The sequence below is a fragment of the Martinezella sp. CNPSo 3890 genome, assembly GCF_057784455.1.
Genome location: NZ_JBXSOR010000003.1, coordinates 169,299 through 183,161, shown reverse-complemented (window position 1 = coordinate 183,161; position 13,863 = coordinate 169,299). Strand labels below are relative to the sequence as shown.

Genomic DNA, 13,863 nt, shown 5'->3' with positions numbered 1-13,863 from the left:
TCACTCTTATAAGGTTTGGACATGCCGTCTTTTAGAGCGAAGAGACCGGCGAATGCTTCGCTCCCAACCGAACTATCGCGTTCGGTTCATCAATCACGCAGCCGAAGCTCGTCGGTTTGCATCTGCATCGACCCCAGGGTTTCGAGAAAGCTCATCCCGAGCAGGCTCTGATCGAGCTTGCCCGCTTCGGCCACGCTCGCCTCGACATCCCTGCGCTTGATCGGGCCGATTGCCACGGAGCCGAGTTCCACGGGAGCCGCCCTGGCGCGGCCGTTGGCGGTCAACACTGTCTGCGAATAGGTGAGGTTTTCCGGGATGATGCCGACGCGCTCGGCGTCCTCCTGCGATAAGGCGATGGTGCTGGCGCCGGTGTCGATCAGCATGTCGATCGGCTGGCCATTGATCATGACCCGTGCTTCGAAATGCCCGTTCGAGCGCTTGTGAAGGATGACTTCCTGACCGCCTTCGCTCGTCGTGACGACAACGGCGTGGCCGGGCATAAGGCCGGCGAAGACGCGATTGCCGACCTGTTGGGCATCGTAGCGATAGATATAGGCGGTCGCGAGCGCCATGATGATGACGAACCAGATCAGCAGATTGCGGATCGACTGGCTGACCGTATGCCGGCTCGCCCACACCGCGGCGCTCATCATCAGAGCGATCGGCAGGAGATAGACGACACGGGCGAAGTCGTCGTTGCGCATGCCGAAGGTGGAGCCGGTGTTATTGTTGAAGATGAGCAGTGCGAGGCCGATGCCGAGAATGGCGAGAACGATGTTCAGGCGGTTCATACGGCGCTGCGCTCCCGTGCCATCCTTTGGCGGCGAGTCTCCCGGCGCGGCTTGCGCTCGACCTTGGTCAGACGCTCCGGAAGCACTTCCATGATCTGACGGCGCTCGTCGTCGCTATAGCTCATCCACGCGCCGATTTCGGCCGATGTGCGGCCGCAGCCGAAGCAATAGCCGGTATTCTGGTCGATGGAACAGACGAGGATGCAAGGTGTCAGCATGGGATCATATATCGATGCTTCAAATGCACATGGCAAGGGTACAGAGGGAAGCGATCTCGCAAATCTGCTGCGTCGCGCCGATCGTATCGCCCGTATGGCCGGTCACTTTCTGACGGACATATCTTGTGGCAAGAAATGTCGCGACGCTCGTCGTGAGAAGGCAGCCAACCAACGCCGGAACGCCCATGGCGGGACCGACGAGCAGTATCGCGAGGCCCAATGTCGCAATCAGCGCCAGCTGCATGGCATCGCCATCCGGCTTGCCTGCCGATGCCGCGATCCCATCCGGTTTCGCGGATGGCAGGGCGTACCAATGCCAGACCATGGCACCGCGGCTCAAGGTGGCCGCGGCGAGAATTGCGACAGCGGCGTCCTCAGGCGGCAGATGCCGGGCGATGGCTGCAAGTGCCGCCGCCCGCAATCCGAACGACAATATCAACGCTGCCGCCCCAAACGTGCCGATGCGGCTATCCTTCATGATTTCGAGCGCGCGCTCGCGGTCCTTGCCGCCGCCCAATCCGTCCGCCGTGTCGCTGAGCCCGTCTTCATGGAGGGCGCCGGTCAGGATCGTCTGCACGGCGAGCGCCAGCAATGCGGCCATCAACGGATCGGCGCTGAGGGCGAGTAGCACGCTGAACGTCAGCGCCGAGGGCAGGGCAATCAGCAAGCCAGCAACGGGAAAAGCGCGTGAAACGCGCGAGAGCTTGCCGTCATGGCCTTCGAAGAAGGACGACGGCACGGGAAGGCGGCTCAAGAAAGCGACGGCGCGCGCGATGTCACGCATATATTCCCGCATTTCTTCCTCTCCCCGCCATACGCGCGACAGCATCGGGCGCTTTTGGAGTTGTTCGCACCGATTCCCAGGACTAATAGAGTCGCACGCAAAGAACCCGATTTGAGACCAAAAGACAAGGAACGCATTCATGAGCGTCAGCGGCCTCCCATTCGACGATTTCCGCGCATTGCTGCGCGACCTTCCAGGCCCGGATGCCCGGGCGCTCGTGGCCGCGCGCGAACGTGATGCGCAGCTCACCAAGCCGCCGGGCGCGCTTGGAAGACTGGAGGAAATCGCTTTCTGGCTGGCCGCCTGGACCGGTCGTGCGCCGGCCGTGACCCGGCCGCTGGTGGCGATCTTTGCCGGCACTCACGGCGTCACCAAGCAGGAAATTACGCCGTTTCCACCTTCCGTAACCCAGCAGATGGTGGAAAACTTCGCAGCCGGCGGAGCCGCGATCAACCAGATCTGCGTTGCCTACGATCTCGGCCTTAAGGTCTTCGACCTCGCCCTCGATTTCCCGACGGGCGATATCACCGAAGAACCGGCATTGAGCGAGCGCGACTGTGCCGCGACCATGGCCTTTGGCATGGAGGCGATTGCTGGCGGTACAGATTTGCTCTGCATCGGCGAAATGGGCATCGGCAACACCACGATCGCCGCGGCCATTCATTACGCGCTCTATGGCGGCAAGGCCGAAGACTGGGTTGGCCCAGGCACCGGCTCGGAAGGTGAGATGCTGAAGCGCAAGATCGCTGCCGTCGAGAAGGCGGTGGCGCTGCATCGCGATCATCTCAACGATCCGCTGGAAATCCTGCGCCGCCTCGGCGGCCGCGAGATCGCGGCGATGGCCGGCGCCATTCTCGCCGCACGCATGGAACGGATCCCTGTTGTCATCGACGGTTATGTCGCGACGGCTGCCGCTTCTATTCTCAAGGCCGCCAATCCCTCTGCGCTCGACCATTGCCTGATCGGGCACGTCTCGGCCGAGCCGGGTCATCTCCGCGCCATCGAGAAGCTCGGAAAGACACCGCTTCTGGCGCTCGGCATGCGGCTTGGTGAGGGTACGGGGGCCGCACTGGCCGCCGGCATCGTCAAGGCTGCAGCCGCCTGCCATTCGGGCATGGCGACGTTCGAAAGCGCCGGGGTTACGAACAAGCACTGAAAACTTGGCGGCGAGACGTTGAAATAAGCGTTTCGCCGCTCAATTTCCTGTAGATGATCGGTTTCTCGTCATAAATCTGCAATGAATTTTGAAGGCGGCGAGCGGCGTCGCCTTGCTTCGCCCACGGTGAGGCGGTATTCGCAAGGCATCCAGATTGCAACCGGGACACTACGGGCGGAGCGCGAATGGCTGAGTTTTCAAAATCTGCGGTCAACAAGGAGACCGGAATTCGGCATTTTTTCGCCGCTGCAGGCTACTCCTGGGGCGGATTTCAGCGGCTGTTGCAGGAATCGGCCTTTCGCCAGGAACTGCTTTTTGCCGGGGTGGGACTGATCCTGTTGATTGCGGTCGGTGCGACCATCGGCGAGATCGTCATCGCCATGGTGCTGTTCCTCGCCGTCTTCGCAGTTGAGGCCATGAATACGGCGGTGGAAGAGGTGATCGACCGGATCTCGCCGGAGATTTCCAACGTCGGCAAACATGCCAAGGACCTCGGCTCGTTTGCCGTTCTCTGCATGCTGGTCGCCTCCGGCATCTACCTTCTTTATGTTATCGGCAGCCATCTGCTGTTTCGCTAAAGCAATTCCAGGAAAAGTGCGTAGCGGTCTTCCGTCCGGAATTGCGAGACAACAAAGAGATAGTGCGGTTCAGAGATTCCGTGAAAAGCTGGCGCGTCTAGCGATCAGCACCCGAGCTGCGTTTAAGCGAAGCTCTTCTTGCGCCGTTCGGCGAGCGGCGCGTCCTCGACCGCCGGCAGACTTTGCAGCACGCGCTTGGGCGGCAATATGGCAATGACCTCCGTGCCTTCCCGTAGCTTTGATTTCAGCATGAACTGACCGTCATGCTTGGCAAGAATGGCCTGTACGATCGGCAGACCAAGGCCAGTGCCCTGTTCGGCGCTCTTGATGGCGATGGAGCCCTGACCAAAGGCGGACAGGACAATCGGGATCTCCTCTTCGGGAATGCCCGGACCGTTATCCTTGATCGCGACATATTCGCCGCCGCCGGCCGTCCAGCCAACCTTGACGCTGATCTCGCCGCCTTGCGGCGTGAATTTCACCGCATTCGACAGGAGATTAAGGATCACCTGGCGCATCGATTTCTCATCGGCCCAGACGGAAGGCAGCTGCGCTTCGAATTGCGATGAGATCGAAATGTTCTTGGCGCGGGCACGCAGCTGCACCATGCCGATGCAATCCTCAGCAATATCGAGGAGGGAAATCGCTTCCTCGTTCAGCTCGTATTTGCCGGCCTCGATGCGCGAGAGATCGAGGATTTCGTTGATCAGGTTGAGCAGGTGCTGGCCGGATCGATGAATATCACTGGTGTATTCGCGATAGGTCGGATTGTTGAGCGGCCCCATGACCTCCGCCGACATGACCTCGGAAAAGCCGAGGATCGCATTCAGCGGCGTTCTAAGCTCATGCGACATGGAAGCAAGAAAGCGCGATTTGGCAAGGTTTGCTTCCTCGGCACGCCGGCGCGCTTCATCCGACATCGACTTCGCGACTTCCAGCTCGGCAATCAGATCGTCCTTCTCCGATTGGAAGGAGAGGATCTTCAGGTTCGATTGATACATGCGGTTGGTGATGAAGCTGAAGAATATCACGGCAACCGAAACGGCCGCAGTGAGGGCGATATCGGAGGGTCTTCGCGTGAGGATCGCGGCCACGGCCAGTGCGACGGTCGCCGGTGCGAAGGAAAATGGAACAGCCCGCGGCAACATGAAGCTGGACATGGCCGTGATGCAGATCGCCGCAAGCAGCGTCGTCCCTTTGTAGAAGGCGAAACTGTCGCCACCGCAGGTCGCACAATTTTGCATCGTGAAGAGCGCCCAGCAGAAGCCGACGAGCAATTGCCCCAGCAAGAGCAGCTGTCGCCACTTTCTGGCGCTTTCGGCCGACATTTCCTGCTTCTTGGCGCGCCGTCCGATCAGCATGTTGATGGCATGGGCCGTCAGGATTGGAATGGTCCAGAAGAGAATGCCGGCATCATGTGTGAGGTAGACGCCGAGAACGGCGACCACGATAACGAAGATCGGCACGACGGCAGCACTCTGCCGTAAGGTGTCGATGTGCATCATCATCAGTTCGCGGTCGAAATTGCGGCTATGGCCGCTTTGCAGGCGTTCGCGCGTTTGCCGCACGGCCTTCGACACAGCCCGGTTACGGTGACTGCGCGATCGGTCGACAATGTTTTTATCTGTCGATGTGCTGACGCCGGTGCTCATGGTTACATTGAAACTTGGCCTGCCTGAGGCTACACACTAGCCTTCAAATCTTAAGAAGATGCTGCGCCGAAATGATTTGTTTGCCATCTTCGCCAAGGATTTGTTCTTAAAGGAGGCAACAACGTGATGCGGTCGCGCCGCCTGTTTCGTGACGGCGTGGTCACTTTCGCGCTGCTTGTCATTCTTGCATTATTCGCGTTGAAGATGAACAATCGACCGGAAATCGTTCAAAACGGCAAGTTTTATGTCGTCGATGGCGACACGCTTTCCGCCAACGGCGAACGCTTGAGGCTGAAAGGCATCGATGCTCCCGAATATCGGCAGCACTGCCAGCGCAGTGGCGCGGATTGGGCCTGCGGCGAAGAAGCACGCAAGGCGCTTGCCACAATGATTAAGACCGGAGCGCCCGAATGCCGGGGATGGGAGAGGGATCGCTATGGTCGCCTGCTGGTGACATGCGTCACCGGCGATCTCGATATCAACGCCGCGATGGTTCGCAACGGCATGGCGGTTTCCTATGGTGCCTATGCGAGCGAGGAACGGAGCGCACGGCAGGCGAAAGCCGGGCTTTGGGCCAGTGATTTCGAGAGGCCGAGCGACTATCGGCGCGAGGAGCGTATGGCTGATGGCAATGATCCGATTGCCGGATTGTTCGGCTATTTACGCCAGCTTGTCGGATGGAGCGCCCCATGAAGCAGGAGAGCGAATTGCAGATCCTGCGTTCCGCGATTGCGGCCTGCCGTCTCTGTCGGGACGCACCGGCCAAGGGCGAGGCGGATCGCCTGCCACATGAGCCGCGTCCGGTTGCGACACTATCGTCGACTGCGCGGATACTCATCGCAGGGCAGGCGCCGGGATTGCGCGTTCACGAGAGCGGCCTGCCATTCAACGATGCCTCGGGTGACCGTTTGCGTCAGTGGCTCGCCGTGGATCGCGAGAGTTTCTACAATCCGGACCACTTCGCCATAATGGGCATGGGCTTCTGCTTTCCGGGCTATGACAAGGCGGGAAGCGATCTGCCGCCGCGCAAGGAGTGTGCGCCGTTGTGGCGGCAGCGGGCAATGGATGCGATGCCGCAGATCGAATTGATCCTGACGATCGGTCAATATGCTCAGGCCTGGCATCTTGGGGCAGAGCGTATGAGGTCGATGACCGAGACGGTCGCGCAGTGGCGGCGTTACCTTCTAACCAACCGGTCGCCGTCCGTCCTGCCATTGCCGCATCCAAGTTGGCGCAACAGCGGCTGGCTGAAACGAAACCCATGGTTCGAGGCCGAGTTGCTTCCCGTTTTGCAACAACGTGTGAAAAGCCTGCTTCCTTGAGAAAAAGTTTCTTTTCTATCGCTAAAAATAAGCTATAGAGAGAATATAATTCGAAGGGATGCTTTAAATGGACCGTCTTGACCGCAAAATCCTGCGCCTGCTGCAGGAGGATTCCACTCTGGCCGTAGCCGATCTTGCCAAGAAGGTCGGTCTCTCGACGACGCCCTGCTGGCGCCGCATCCAGAAGATGGAAGAGGATGGCGTCATTCGGCGCCGCGTGGCCTTGCTCGATCCGGAAAAGGTCAACACGAAGGTCACGGTTTTCGTGTCCATCCGCACCAACAGCCACTCCATCGAATGGCTGAAGCGCTTTTCGGAAGTGATCGCTGATTTCCCGGAAGTGGTGGAATTCTATCGCATGAGCGGCGATGTCGACTATCTTCTGCGCGTCGTCGTTCCGGATATCGCTGCCTATGACGCTTTCTACAAGCGCATGATCGCCAAGATCGAAATCCGAGACGTCTCTTCGGCTTTCGCGATGGAGCAGATCAAGTACTCGACGGAACTGCCGCTCGATTACATGCTGCTGGAAAATGCCAAGTCCAACGAGGATTGACATGAACTGAGCGCCGTTTTGAAGAGGCGCTCAGCAGAAGCCGCTGATTTCGCTGCGGCCCTTTACTTCTTGTCCAGGCGCGCGAGCAGCGAGGAGGTATCCCAGCGATTGCCTCCCATCGCCTGGACGTCGCCGTAGAACTGATCGACGAGGGCCGTGAGCGGCAGCTTGGCTTTGTTGCGGCGGGCTTCCTCGAGCACGATGCTGAGATCCTTGCGCATCCAGTCCACTGCGAAGCCGAAATCATATTTGCCTGAAATCATGGTCTTGTGGCGGTTCTCCATCTGCCAGGAGCCGGCGGCACCCTTGGAAATGACCTCAACGACCTTCTCGATATCGAGGCCGGCCTGCTTGCCGAAGTGAATGCCTTCTGCCAGACCCTGAACGATGCCTGCGATGCAGATCTGGTTAATCATCTTGGTCAGTTGTCCCGCGCCGACAGGTCCCATCAGGCCGACCATGCGCGCATAGGCGTCGATGACGGGGCGGGCCTTTTCGAACACGGCTTCATCACCGCCGCACATGACGGTTAGCACGCCGTTTTCCGCGCCTGCCTGTCCGCCGGAAACCGGGGCGTCGATGAAGTCGACGTCTTTTTCCTTTGCGGCGGCGTAGAGTTCGCGGGCGACTTCAGCGCTCGCCGTCGTGTTGTCAATGAGCACCGAGCCCGCCTTCATGGTTGAAAGGACGCCGTTCTCGCCTGTCGTCACCGAGCGCAGGTCGTCGTCATTGCCGACGCAAGTGAAGACGAAATCGGCACCTTCAGCGGCCTGAGCTGGGGTAGGGGCGAACTTGCCGTCATATTGCTTGGCCCATTCCTCGGCCTTGGCGGTGGTGCGGTTATAGACGGTGACGTCATGCCCACCCTTGACCTTCAAATGTCCGGCCATGGGATAGCCCATGACGCCCATGCCGATGAACGAGACCTTTGCCATTTCATAACTCCCTGGCCGAATTTGTTTCGAAGGCTTAGCCGAAAGGCCAGAGAGACGAAAGACCGATTTGTCGGGCAACTTGTCACCATGGCATATGATTTGAAATCTCGTTTCCAATTTTTGCGTTTATTGGAATTTAATTCGCTATCGTTGCGAATCTTCATAATTTCCTTTGTCGATATAATTTATGGATTTGCGATCTTAAGCCATCGACAACGAGCCGATGGCCGCGGAAGCGCCGAGGCCTCATGAAAAGGGATCTTCGATGATTTCGCGCAGACAGACACTCGGCCTTCTCGGTGCGACGGCGGCAGCTTTCGCTTTACCTTCCGTTCGACAGTCACGTGCGGCCGCAGCCACGACGCTTCGAATTGGCTGGCAGAAGAACAGCGTATTGGCATTGGCGAAGCGCGAAGGGGCGCTGGAAAAGCGACTTTCCGATCGCGGCATATCCGTGGAATGGTCGGAATTCACATCCGGTCCGCCGCTACTTGAAGCTCTCGGCGCCGGTGCTCTCGATTTCGGTGCCACGGGCGATGTGCCGCCGCTGTTTGCCCAGGCTGCCAATGGTAATCTGCTCTATGTCGGCATTTACACCGGCAGCCCCGAAAGCTCCGCCATTCTCGTGCGCAAGGATTCGCCGATCCAGACGCTTGCCGATCTCAAGGGAAAGAAGCTTGCCTTCAAGCGCGGCTCCAGCGCCCACAACGTCGCCGTTAAGGCGCTTCGCAAAGGTGGGCTTGGTATCAACGATGTCCAGCCGCTCGATCTCGCGCCGCCGGATGCGTCCGCTGCGTTCAAGACGGGCGCGATCGACGCCTGGTCGATCTGGGATCCCTATCTCGCCATTGCAGAGGCTGATCCGGATACACGCATCCTCGCGACTGCGCGGGGCATCGTCGATTCCTTCAGCTATTTCCTGGCGAACGGCGATTTCACCAAGAATAATCCGCAGGTGATTATCGACGTCATCGACGAACTGGCCAAGGTGGGGGCTGCGGCGCAATCGGATTTGGACAGCACCGTTAAGGCTATGTCCGAAATCACGGGCGTACCAGCCGAGGTGACGCGGGTGGTGCTGACGCGCCCGGGTGCGAATCTTGGCGGCGTCTCGACCATTACGGATGCGGCGATCGCCTATCAGCAGGGACTGGCTGACGAGTTCTATAATCTTGGCATTGTTCCGAAGAAGCTGAACGTTACGGACATTGTCTGGCGGCCGAAGGCGAGCTGAGGCTGACCAGATCCGCAGATATCGCCCGCGCCCGAAACACTACGGGCGTGGGCTTTATCAGGAAAAATATTTCGCCAGATACAGGCGATTAGAAAATCCATATTGTCGATATAATCCCTGGTCTATGCCACTATCCGGATCGAACATCGGGAGGTGGCTCCCGACCACGCGCATCCAGAAAGCAGGAAAGCTTCATGACCGCGACCGCAAAACCCATCGATTTCCTCTGGTTCATTCCGACCTCCGGTGACGGCACCTATCTCGGCACAACCGATCTCAATCGCGGGCCGGAGATTGGCTATCTTCAGCAGATCGCGCAGGCGGTCGACCGGCTGGGCTATACGGGCGTGCTTTTGCCGACTGGTGTTTCCTGCGAAGAGTCTTTCGTCACCGCTGCAGCGCTCTCGGCGCATACGCAGAAGCTCAAGTTCCTCGTCGCGATCCGCCCGGGTACGGCGTCACCGGCTTACTATGCGCGCCTTGCCTCGACGCTCGATCGTGTCTCGAATGGCCGCGTGCTGCTGAACATCGTCGTTGGCGGCAGCCCGGCAGAGCTCGCCGGTGATGGTATTCACCTCGAGCATGACGAACGCTATGCCCATGCTGATGAATTCTTCCACGTATGGGAAGAGCTTCTGGAGACGGGATCGTCCACTTTCGAGGGCAAGTATATCAAGGCCACCAATGCGAGGCTCGGCCTACCGCCGGTGCAGGCACCGCGCCCGCCGCTCTATTTCGGTGGTTCTTCCGATGCCGGCATCGAATTCTCAGTCGGTCGCGTCGACAAGTACCTGACCTGGGGCGAGCCGCCGGCACAGGTCGCCGAGAAAATTGCAAAGGTGCGGGCGGCCGCTGCCAAACGGGGACGCGAAGTCAGCTTCGGCATCCGTCTGCATTTCATTGTTCGCGAGACGGACGAAGAAGCATGGGCTGCGGCCGACAAGCTGATTTCCAAGCTTGACGACGAGACGATCCGCGAAGCGCAGGAGCAATTCGTCAACCAGTCCGATTCCGTTGGCCAGAAGCGCATGGCCGCGCTGCATGGCGGCCGCCGCGACAAGCTCGAAGTTTCGCCGAACCTCTGGGCTGGCGTCGGGCTGGTTCGCGCCGGTGCGGGTACGGCGCTTGTCGGCTCGCCGAAAACGGTTGCCGCGAGGCTGCGGGAATATCAGGAGCTCGGTATCGAAACCGTGATCGGCTCGGGCTATCCGCATTTGGAGGAAGCCTATCGCGTTGCAGAGCTTCTCTTCCCTGAACTGGGATTGAAGCGTGACGAGCAGCGTGCCGGGTTCCGCAACGAATTCGGCGCCAAGCAGATTTTCGCCGGCGGCAGCCATGGCGGCAATCTCAAGGTCGTTTCCGGCTCGTAACGCCAGTTTAAAAGGGAGATTCCCATGTCGGCATTCGACACGTCCTTCGTCCGCGTGGCCTCGGAACGGCGCGCGCGCCAGGCCAGGGTCGCGCGGCAAGGCATCTCGTTCCAGAGATTTCTGCCGTTCCTGCTGCCGATCGTCGTCATCGCGGGATGGCAGCTGGGCTCGTCGCTTGGATGGATCTCCACCCGTATCATGCCGTCGCCGGCGGCGGTTGTGATCGCCTTCTGGCAAACCACGATCTCCGGGCAGCTGCCGAACAATATCCTCGTCAGCGCCGGCCGCGCTTTCGCCGGCCTGCTGGTCGGCGGCTCGATAGGCTTTCTGCTCGGTATCGCCAATGGTGTCTCGCGGCTGTCTGAACAGCTGACGGATACGACGCTGCAGATGCTGCGCACCATTCCGCACCTTGCCATGGTGCCGCTCGTCATCCTCTGGTTCGGGATCGGCGAAGAATCCAAGCTCTTCCTGACGGCGCTCGGCGTGCTGTTCCCGATCTACCTCAACACCTATCACGGCGTGCGCAATGTCGATCGCGGGCTGATCGAGATGGGACGGGTCTATGGCATGAGCAGCTGGACGTTGTTCCGGAAGGTCATCTTTCCCGGCGCGCTTCCGTCCATTCTCGTCGGCTTGCGTTTCGCCCTCGGCATCATGTGGCTGACGCTGATTGTGGCTGAATCGATCGCGGCATCGTCGGGCATCGGCTACATGGCCAACAATGCCCGCGAGTTCGGCATGACAGATGTCGTGGTGCTGACGCTGGTCATCTACGCCATCCTCGGCAAGCTCGCCGATGTCGTCGCCCGGACGATCGAGCGCAGGGCCTTGCGCTGGAACCCGGCCTACCAGAATTGAGGAGCTTCCCATGAGCGTCAACACACTCGATCGCCCGCGGGCGGAAGCCAAAAATGTCGCCTCCCAAGTTACGGGCGCCGCAGCCATCCATATCAAGGGTCTGGAGAAGAGTTTCGGCAACAACCGCGTCCTGCGTGGCATCGATCTCGATATTCCCGCCGGCCAGTTCGTCGCCGTCATCGGCAAGAGCGGCTGCGGCAAGAGCACGCTGCTGCGCATCCTTATGGGGCTGGAAGAGCCGAGTGCGGGCCATTTGCGCTTTGAGGCAGCCGACCGCAGTGACGCGCAACCGAATACGCGCATCGTGTTTCAGGAGCCGCGTTTGCTGCCTTGGCTTTCTGTCGCCGACAATGTTGCGGTAGGTCTGGGCGAGGGCGTCCCGCAGGATATTTCACGCAAGGAAACGGCCGCCGTTCTTTCCGAGGTGCAGCTGGCCGAGAAGGCCGGCGAATGGCCGTCCAGCCTTTCCGGCGGACAGAAGCAGCGCGTGGCGCTGGCCCGTGCGCTTGTCAGCAAGCCCGGTATCCTCGCGCTCGATGAACCGCTCGGTGCGCTGGATGCTTTGACCCGCATCAGCATGCAGGAATTGCTGAACCGCGTCTGGCGTGAATTGGGCTTTACCGCCGTGCTTGTTACCCACGACGTCAGCGAAGCCGTGCATCTGGCCGATCGCGTCGTGGTGCTGGACGAGGGCAGGATCGTGCTCGATCTTGCCATTCCCTATCCGCATCCGCGCCGCCATGGCAATCCGGCGCTGGCAGAGCTCGAAGGGCAGCTGCTGGCGGCAATCCTCGGTGACGCACGGGGTTAATTCGGCCTGCTATCGTTCCCCTCGACGTAGAGCCTGAGATTGTCAAAGCCGATTTCCGTGCCCATGAGGCGCGAGCCATTGTCGCTATAGCCGTCGAGGAAAACGACCTGCTCGACGAAGGTCATTTTCGTGCCGCCGGGTTCTGAGGCAAAATTGACCGTTGCGAGCGACACCGAAATCCTGACGTCGTCGAGCATCATGTCAAAGGCATAGATGAAGCGCTCGTTCTGGACGACGTCGATATAGCGCGCCTGATAGGCATGCACGACGCCATCCGTGGAGGCAGTACGGTTGCTTTCGCTGCCGCCAGTGCGGAAATCGAGCTGGAAATCCAGCTGCTTCCATTCGCCGTGGCAGGCAAACCATCGCTGCTTCTGTTCGGGGATTGCCCAGGCATTGAAAACCTTCGGCAGGGGCGCCTTGAAATAACGCTCTATGGTGATGGTCGTATGGTCTGTCGATCTGATGCTCATTCGTCTGTCGTCTCCGTCGATGTATCAGCGAGAAAGAGGTCGAGCCGGTCGAAGGTCCTGTTCCAGGATGCCTTGCGTTCGGCAATCCAGCGCTCGACGGCTGCCAGCGCTTCCTTGCGCAGGTGATAGGTGCGCACCCGACCGGTCTTTTCAGATAGTACCAGTCCGCTCGTCTCCAGCACCTGCAGATGTTTCATCACGGTCGGCAGCGCCATGTCGAGCGGCTGTGCCAGTTCCGTGACCGAGGCCGGTCCACGTCCGAGCCTGTCGATCATGCCGCGCCGGCTCTGGTCGGACAGGGCTTGGAACATCCGGTCGAGTACCTGTGTTTCCTCAAGCATTCGGCTTTTCCGGCCGGAACTGCGCCGGCAGCTTGTCACTATAAGGGTACATATGGAAATAAGGCATTGCTTCCTGCAATACGCGCGCGAAGGACGGGCGCTCGATAAGGCGTTGATAATAAGCTCTCAGCCGACCATGCTCTTTGGCGAAGGGGACAAGGGTTTCAGCGTAGAACAGAGCTGGCGCGGCGGCGCAATCCGCCATGGTCAGGCTGTCGCCGGTGATCCAAATCTTTCCGTCCAGCTGCTTTTCGATCATGCCGTAGGCGGTGCGCAGTAAGGTCTCGGCGTCGGCGACGCTTTGCGGGCTGCGATTCTCGTCTGTGCGGCGGACGTCCGCGACGATCGCTTGCATCGGCTCCTGCACATAGAGATCGAAGAAGCGATCCCAGAGCCTGACGCACAGGGCATCCGAAAGTTCGGTCGGCAACAGCTGCGTTGCGCCGGGATAATGCCGGTCGAGATATTCGATGATGATACTGGTCTCCGGAACGGTGCTGTCGAGTGCTTCATCGCGCAGGACTGGAAACTTGGCGAGAGGCCAGAGGCGCACCAGCGAGGCACGCGATTCCGCATTGCCGAGATCGATGATGCGGCTTTCGAAGGGTGTTCCGTTCTCATAAAGCGCCATCAAGACCTTGTGGCAGAACGAGGCGAGCGGATGCTGATAGAGAATAAGGGACATGCGACAACCTTCCGAGCTGATACTTATCTGAATGGCTAAGTATCAGGTTGCTGGTCGCTGCGCAAGGAAATAGTTATCCAAATGGATAACTATTTT

At 59.6% G+C, this 13,863-nt stretch carries 17 protein-coding genes; 9 read left to right on the top strand and 8 right to left on the bottom strand.

The genetic code is table 11. The annotated features are described in order from the left end of the window. Positions 1-89: 89 nt before the first annotated feature. Genes AC13RC_RS10790 through AC13RC_RS10780 form a run of 3 tightly spaced genes read right to left on the bottom strand, consistent with a single transcriptional unit; the run spans position 90 to position 1,805 of the window. A complete protein-coding gene (locus AC13RC_RS10790; RefSeq protein ID WP_113354586.1) occupies positions 90-791 on the bottom strand; it encodes a retropepsin-like aspartic protease family protein in 702 nt (233 codons plus the stop codon). Beyond that, positions 788-1,009, bottom strand: a complete 222-nt coding sequence (locus AC13RC_RS10785; RefSeq protein WP_113354587.1) for a DUF1289 domain-containing protein — start codon at positions 1,007-1,009, stop codon at positions 788-790. The genes AC13RC_RS10790 and AC13RC_RS10785 overlap by 4 nt, the downstream gene beginning before the upstream one ends. 19 nt (positions 1,010-1,028) lie before the next feature. Beyond that, on the bottom strand, positions 1,029-1,805 hold the full coding sequence (locus AC13RC_RS10780; protein ID WP_145317103.1) for an adenosylcobinamide-GDP ribazoletransferase: 777 nt from the start codon (positions 1,803-1,805) through the stop codon (positions 1,029-1,031). A gap of 127 nt (positions 1,806-1,932) precedes the next feature. Between AC13RC_RS10780 and cobT the strand changes: the two genes are divergently transcribed. After that, a complete protein-coding gene (gene cobT, locus AC13RC_RS10775) occupies positions 1,933-2,949 on the top strand; it encodes a nicotinate-nucleotide--dimethylbenzimidazole phosphoribosyltransferase (RefSeq protein WP_488557127.1) in 1,017 nt (338 codons plus the stop codon). A 185-nt stretch (positions 2,950-3,134) separates the two neighbouring features. Next, entirely contained in the window at positions 3,135-3,527 is a 393-nt protein-coding gene (locus AC13RC_RS10770; RefSeq protein ID WP_092716218.1) for a diacylglycerol kinase, read from the top strand. A 122-nt stretch (positions 3,528-3,649) separates the two neighbouring features. Here AC13RC_RS10770 and AC13RC_RS10765 read toward each other — a convergent pair whose 3' ends face one another. After that, positions 3,650-5,179: a sensor histidine kinase gene (locus AC13RC_RS10765; RefSeq protein WP_113333073.1), complete on the bottom strand. Its 1,530-nt coding sequence runs from the start codon at positions 5,177-5,179 to the stop codon at positions 3,650-3,652. A gap of 123 nt (positions 5,180-5,302) precedes the next feature. Between AC13RC_RS10765 and AC13RC_RS10760 the strand changes: the two genes are divergently transcribed. From AC13RC_RS10760 to AC13RC_RS10750, 3 genes are all read left to right on the top strand, one after another. Next, a complete protein-coding gene (locus AC13RC_RS10760) occupies positions 5,303-5,872 on the top strand; it encodes a thermonuclease family protein (protein ID WP_113354590.1) in 570 nt (189 codons plus the stop codon). Next, positions 5,869-6,501 (top strand): uracil-DNA glycosylase family protein, encoded by a 633-nt coding sequence (locus tag AC13RC_RS10755; RefSeq protein ID WP_488557126.1) that lies wholly within the window; start codon positions 5,869-5,871, stop codon positions 6,499-6,501. The genes AC13RC_RS10760 and AC13RC_RS10755 overlap by 4 nt, the downstream gene beginning before the upstream one ends. A 67-nt stretch (positions 6,502-6,568) precedes the next feature. Beyond that, positions 6,569-7,057 carry an Lrp/AsnC family transcriptional regulator gene (locus tag AC13RC_RS10750; RefSeq protein ID WP_069613098.1) on the top strand — a complete coding sequence of 163 codons (489 nt, stop codon included), beginning with the start codon at positions 6,569-6,571 and terminating at the stop codon, positions 7,055-7,057. A gap of 62 nt (positions 7,058-7,119) precedes the next feature. Here the strand turns inward: AC13RC_RS10750 and AC13RC_RS10745 are convergent, their stop codons facing one another. Beyond that, positions 7,120-7,992 carry an NAD(P)-dependent oxidoreductase gene (locus AC13RC_RS10745; RefSeq protein ID WP_488557125.1) on the bottom strand — a complete coding sequence of 291 codons (873 nt, stop codon included), beginning with the start codon at positions 7,990-7,992 and terminating at the stop codon, positions 7,120-7,122. Positions 7,993-8,257: 265 nt separating this feature from the next. Between AC13RC_RS10745 and AC13RC_RS10740 the strand changes: the two genes are divergently transcribed. The 4 genes from AC13RC_RS10740 (at position 8,258) to AC13RC_RS10725 (ending at position 12,268) form a co-directional block, all read left to right on the top strand. After that, positions 8,258-9,226: an aliphatic sulfonate ABC transporter substrate-binding protein gene (locus AC13RC_RS10740; RefSeq protein ID WP_488557124.1), complete on the top strand. Its 969-nt coding sequence runs from the start codon at positions 8,258-8,260 to the stop codon at positions 9,224-9,226. A gap of 194 nt (positions 9,227-9,420) precedes the next feature. Then, on the top strand, positions 9,421-10,596 hold the full coding sequence (ssuD, locus tag AC13RC_RS10735) for an FMNH2-dependent alkanesulfonate monooxygenase (protein WP_459456472.1): 1,176 nt from the start codon (positions 9,421-9,423) through the stop codon (positions 10,594-10,596). 24 nt (positions 10,597-10,620) lie between these two features. Beyond that, complete coding sequence (gene ssuC / locus AC13RC_RS10730; protein WP_145317114.1) at positions 10,621-11,457, top strand: aliphatic sulfonate ABC transporter permease SsuC; 837 nt, start codon at positions 10,621-10,623, stop codon at positions 11,455-11,457. Positions 11,458-11,467: 10 nt separating this feature from the next. Beyond that, entirely contained in the window at positions 11,468-12,268 is an 801-nt protein-coding gene (locus tag AC13RC_RS10725; protein WP_145317116.1) for an ABC transporter ATP-binding protein, read from the top strand. Here the strand turns inward: AC13RC_RS10725 and AC13RC_RS10720 are convergent. From AC13RC_RS10720 to AC13RC_RS10710, 3 genes are read right to left on the bottom strand one after another with little or no spacing between them, the layout of a single operon-like run. Beyond that, entirely contained in the window at positions 12,265-12,741 is a 477-nt protein-coding gene (locus tag AC13RC_RS10720; protein WP_113333081.1) for an SRPBCC family protein, read from the bottom strand. The genes AC13RC_RS10725 and AC13RC_RS10720 overlap by 4 nt on opposite strands. Further along, positions 12,738-13,082: an ArsR/SmtB family transcription factor gene (locus tag AC13RC_RS10715; protein WP_152096068.1), complete on the bottom strand. Its 345-nt coding sequence runs from the start codon at positions 13,080-13,082 to the stop codon at positions 12,738-12,740. The genes AC13RC_RS10720 and AC13RC_RS10715 overlap by 4 nt, the downstream gene beginning before the upstream one ends. Beyond that, positions 13,075-13,767: a glutathione S-transferase family protein gene (locus tag AC13RC_RS10710; protein WP_113333082.1), complete on the bottom strand. Its 693-nt coding sequence runs from the start codon at positions 13,765-13,767 to the stop codon at positions 13,075-13,077. Before AC13RC_RS10710 ends, AC13RC_RS10715 begins: the two co-directional genes overlap by 8 nt. Between the last annotated feature and the right edge of the window lie 96 nt (positions 13,768-13,863).

Bases quoted from the DNA above. Each gene is read 5' to 3' on its own strand.
- ssuD (WP_459456472.1), top strand. From the start codon at position 9,421: ATGACCGCGACCGCAAAACCCATCGATTTCCTCTGGTTCATTCCGACC.
- AC13RC_RS10755 (WP_488557126.1), top strand. From the start codon at position 5,869: ATGAAGCAGGAGAGCGAATTGCAGATCCTGCGTTCCGCGATTGCGGCC.
- AC13RC_RS10765 (WP_113333073.1), bottom strand. From the start codon at position 5,179: ATGAGCACCGGCGTCAGCACATCGACAGATAAAAACATTGTCGACCGA.
- AC13RC_RS10720 (WP_113333081.1), bottom strand. From the start codon at position 12,741: ATGAGCATCAGATCGACAGACCATACGACCATCACCATAGAGCGTTAT.
- ssuC (WP_145317114.1), top strand. From the start codon at position 10,621: ATGTCGGCATTCGACACGTCCTTCGTCCGCGTGGCCTCGGAACGGCGC.
- AC13RC_RS10790 (WP_113354586.1), bottom strand. From the start codon at position 791: ATGAACCGCCTGAACATCGTTCTCGCCATTCTCGGCATCGGCCTCGCA.
- cobT (WP_488557127.1), top strand. From the start codon at position 1,933: ATGAGCGTCAGCGGCCTCCCATTCGACGATTTCCGCGCATTGCTGCGC.
- AC13RC_RS10785 (WP_113354587.1), bottom strand. From the start codon at position 1,009: ATGCTGACACCTTGCATCCTCGTCTGTTCCATCGACCAGAATACCGGC.
- AC13RC_RS10740 (WP_488557124.1), top strand. From the start codon at position 8,258: ATGATTTCGCGCAGACAGACACTCGGCCTTCTCGGTGCGACGGCGGCA.
- AC13RC_RS10715 (WP_152096068.1), bottom strand. From the start codon at position 13,082: ATGCTTGAGGAAACACAGGTACTCGACCGGATGTTCCAAGCCCTGTCC.
- AC13RC_RS10770 (WP_092716218.1), top strand. From the start codon at position 3,135: ATGGCTGAGTTTTCAAAATCTGCGGTCAACAAGGAGACCGGAATTCGG.
- AC13RC_RS10780 (WP_145317103.1), bottom strand. From the start codon at position 1,805: ATGCGGGAATATATGCGTGACATCGCGCGCGCCGTCGCTTTCTTGAGC.
- AC13RC_RS10710 (WP_113333082.1), bottom strand. From the start codon at position 13,767: ATGTCCCTTATTCTCTATCAGCATCCGCTCGCCTCGTTCTGCCACAAG.
- AC13RC_RS10725 (WP_145317116.1), top strand. From the start codon at position 11,468: ATGAGCGTCAACACACTCGATCGCCCGCGGGCGGAAGCCAAAAATGTC.
- AC13RC_RS10745 (WP_488557125.1), bottom strand. From the start codon at position 7,992: ATGGCAAAGGTCTCGTTCATCGGCATGGGCGTCATGGGCTATCCCATG.
- AC13RC_RS10750 (WP_069613098.1), top strand. From the start codon at position 6,569: ATGGACCGTCTTGACCGCAAAATCCTGCGCCTGCTGCAGGAGGATTCC.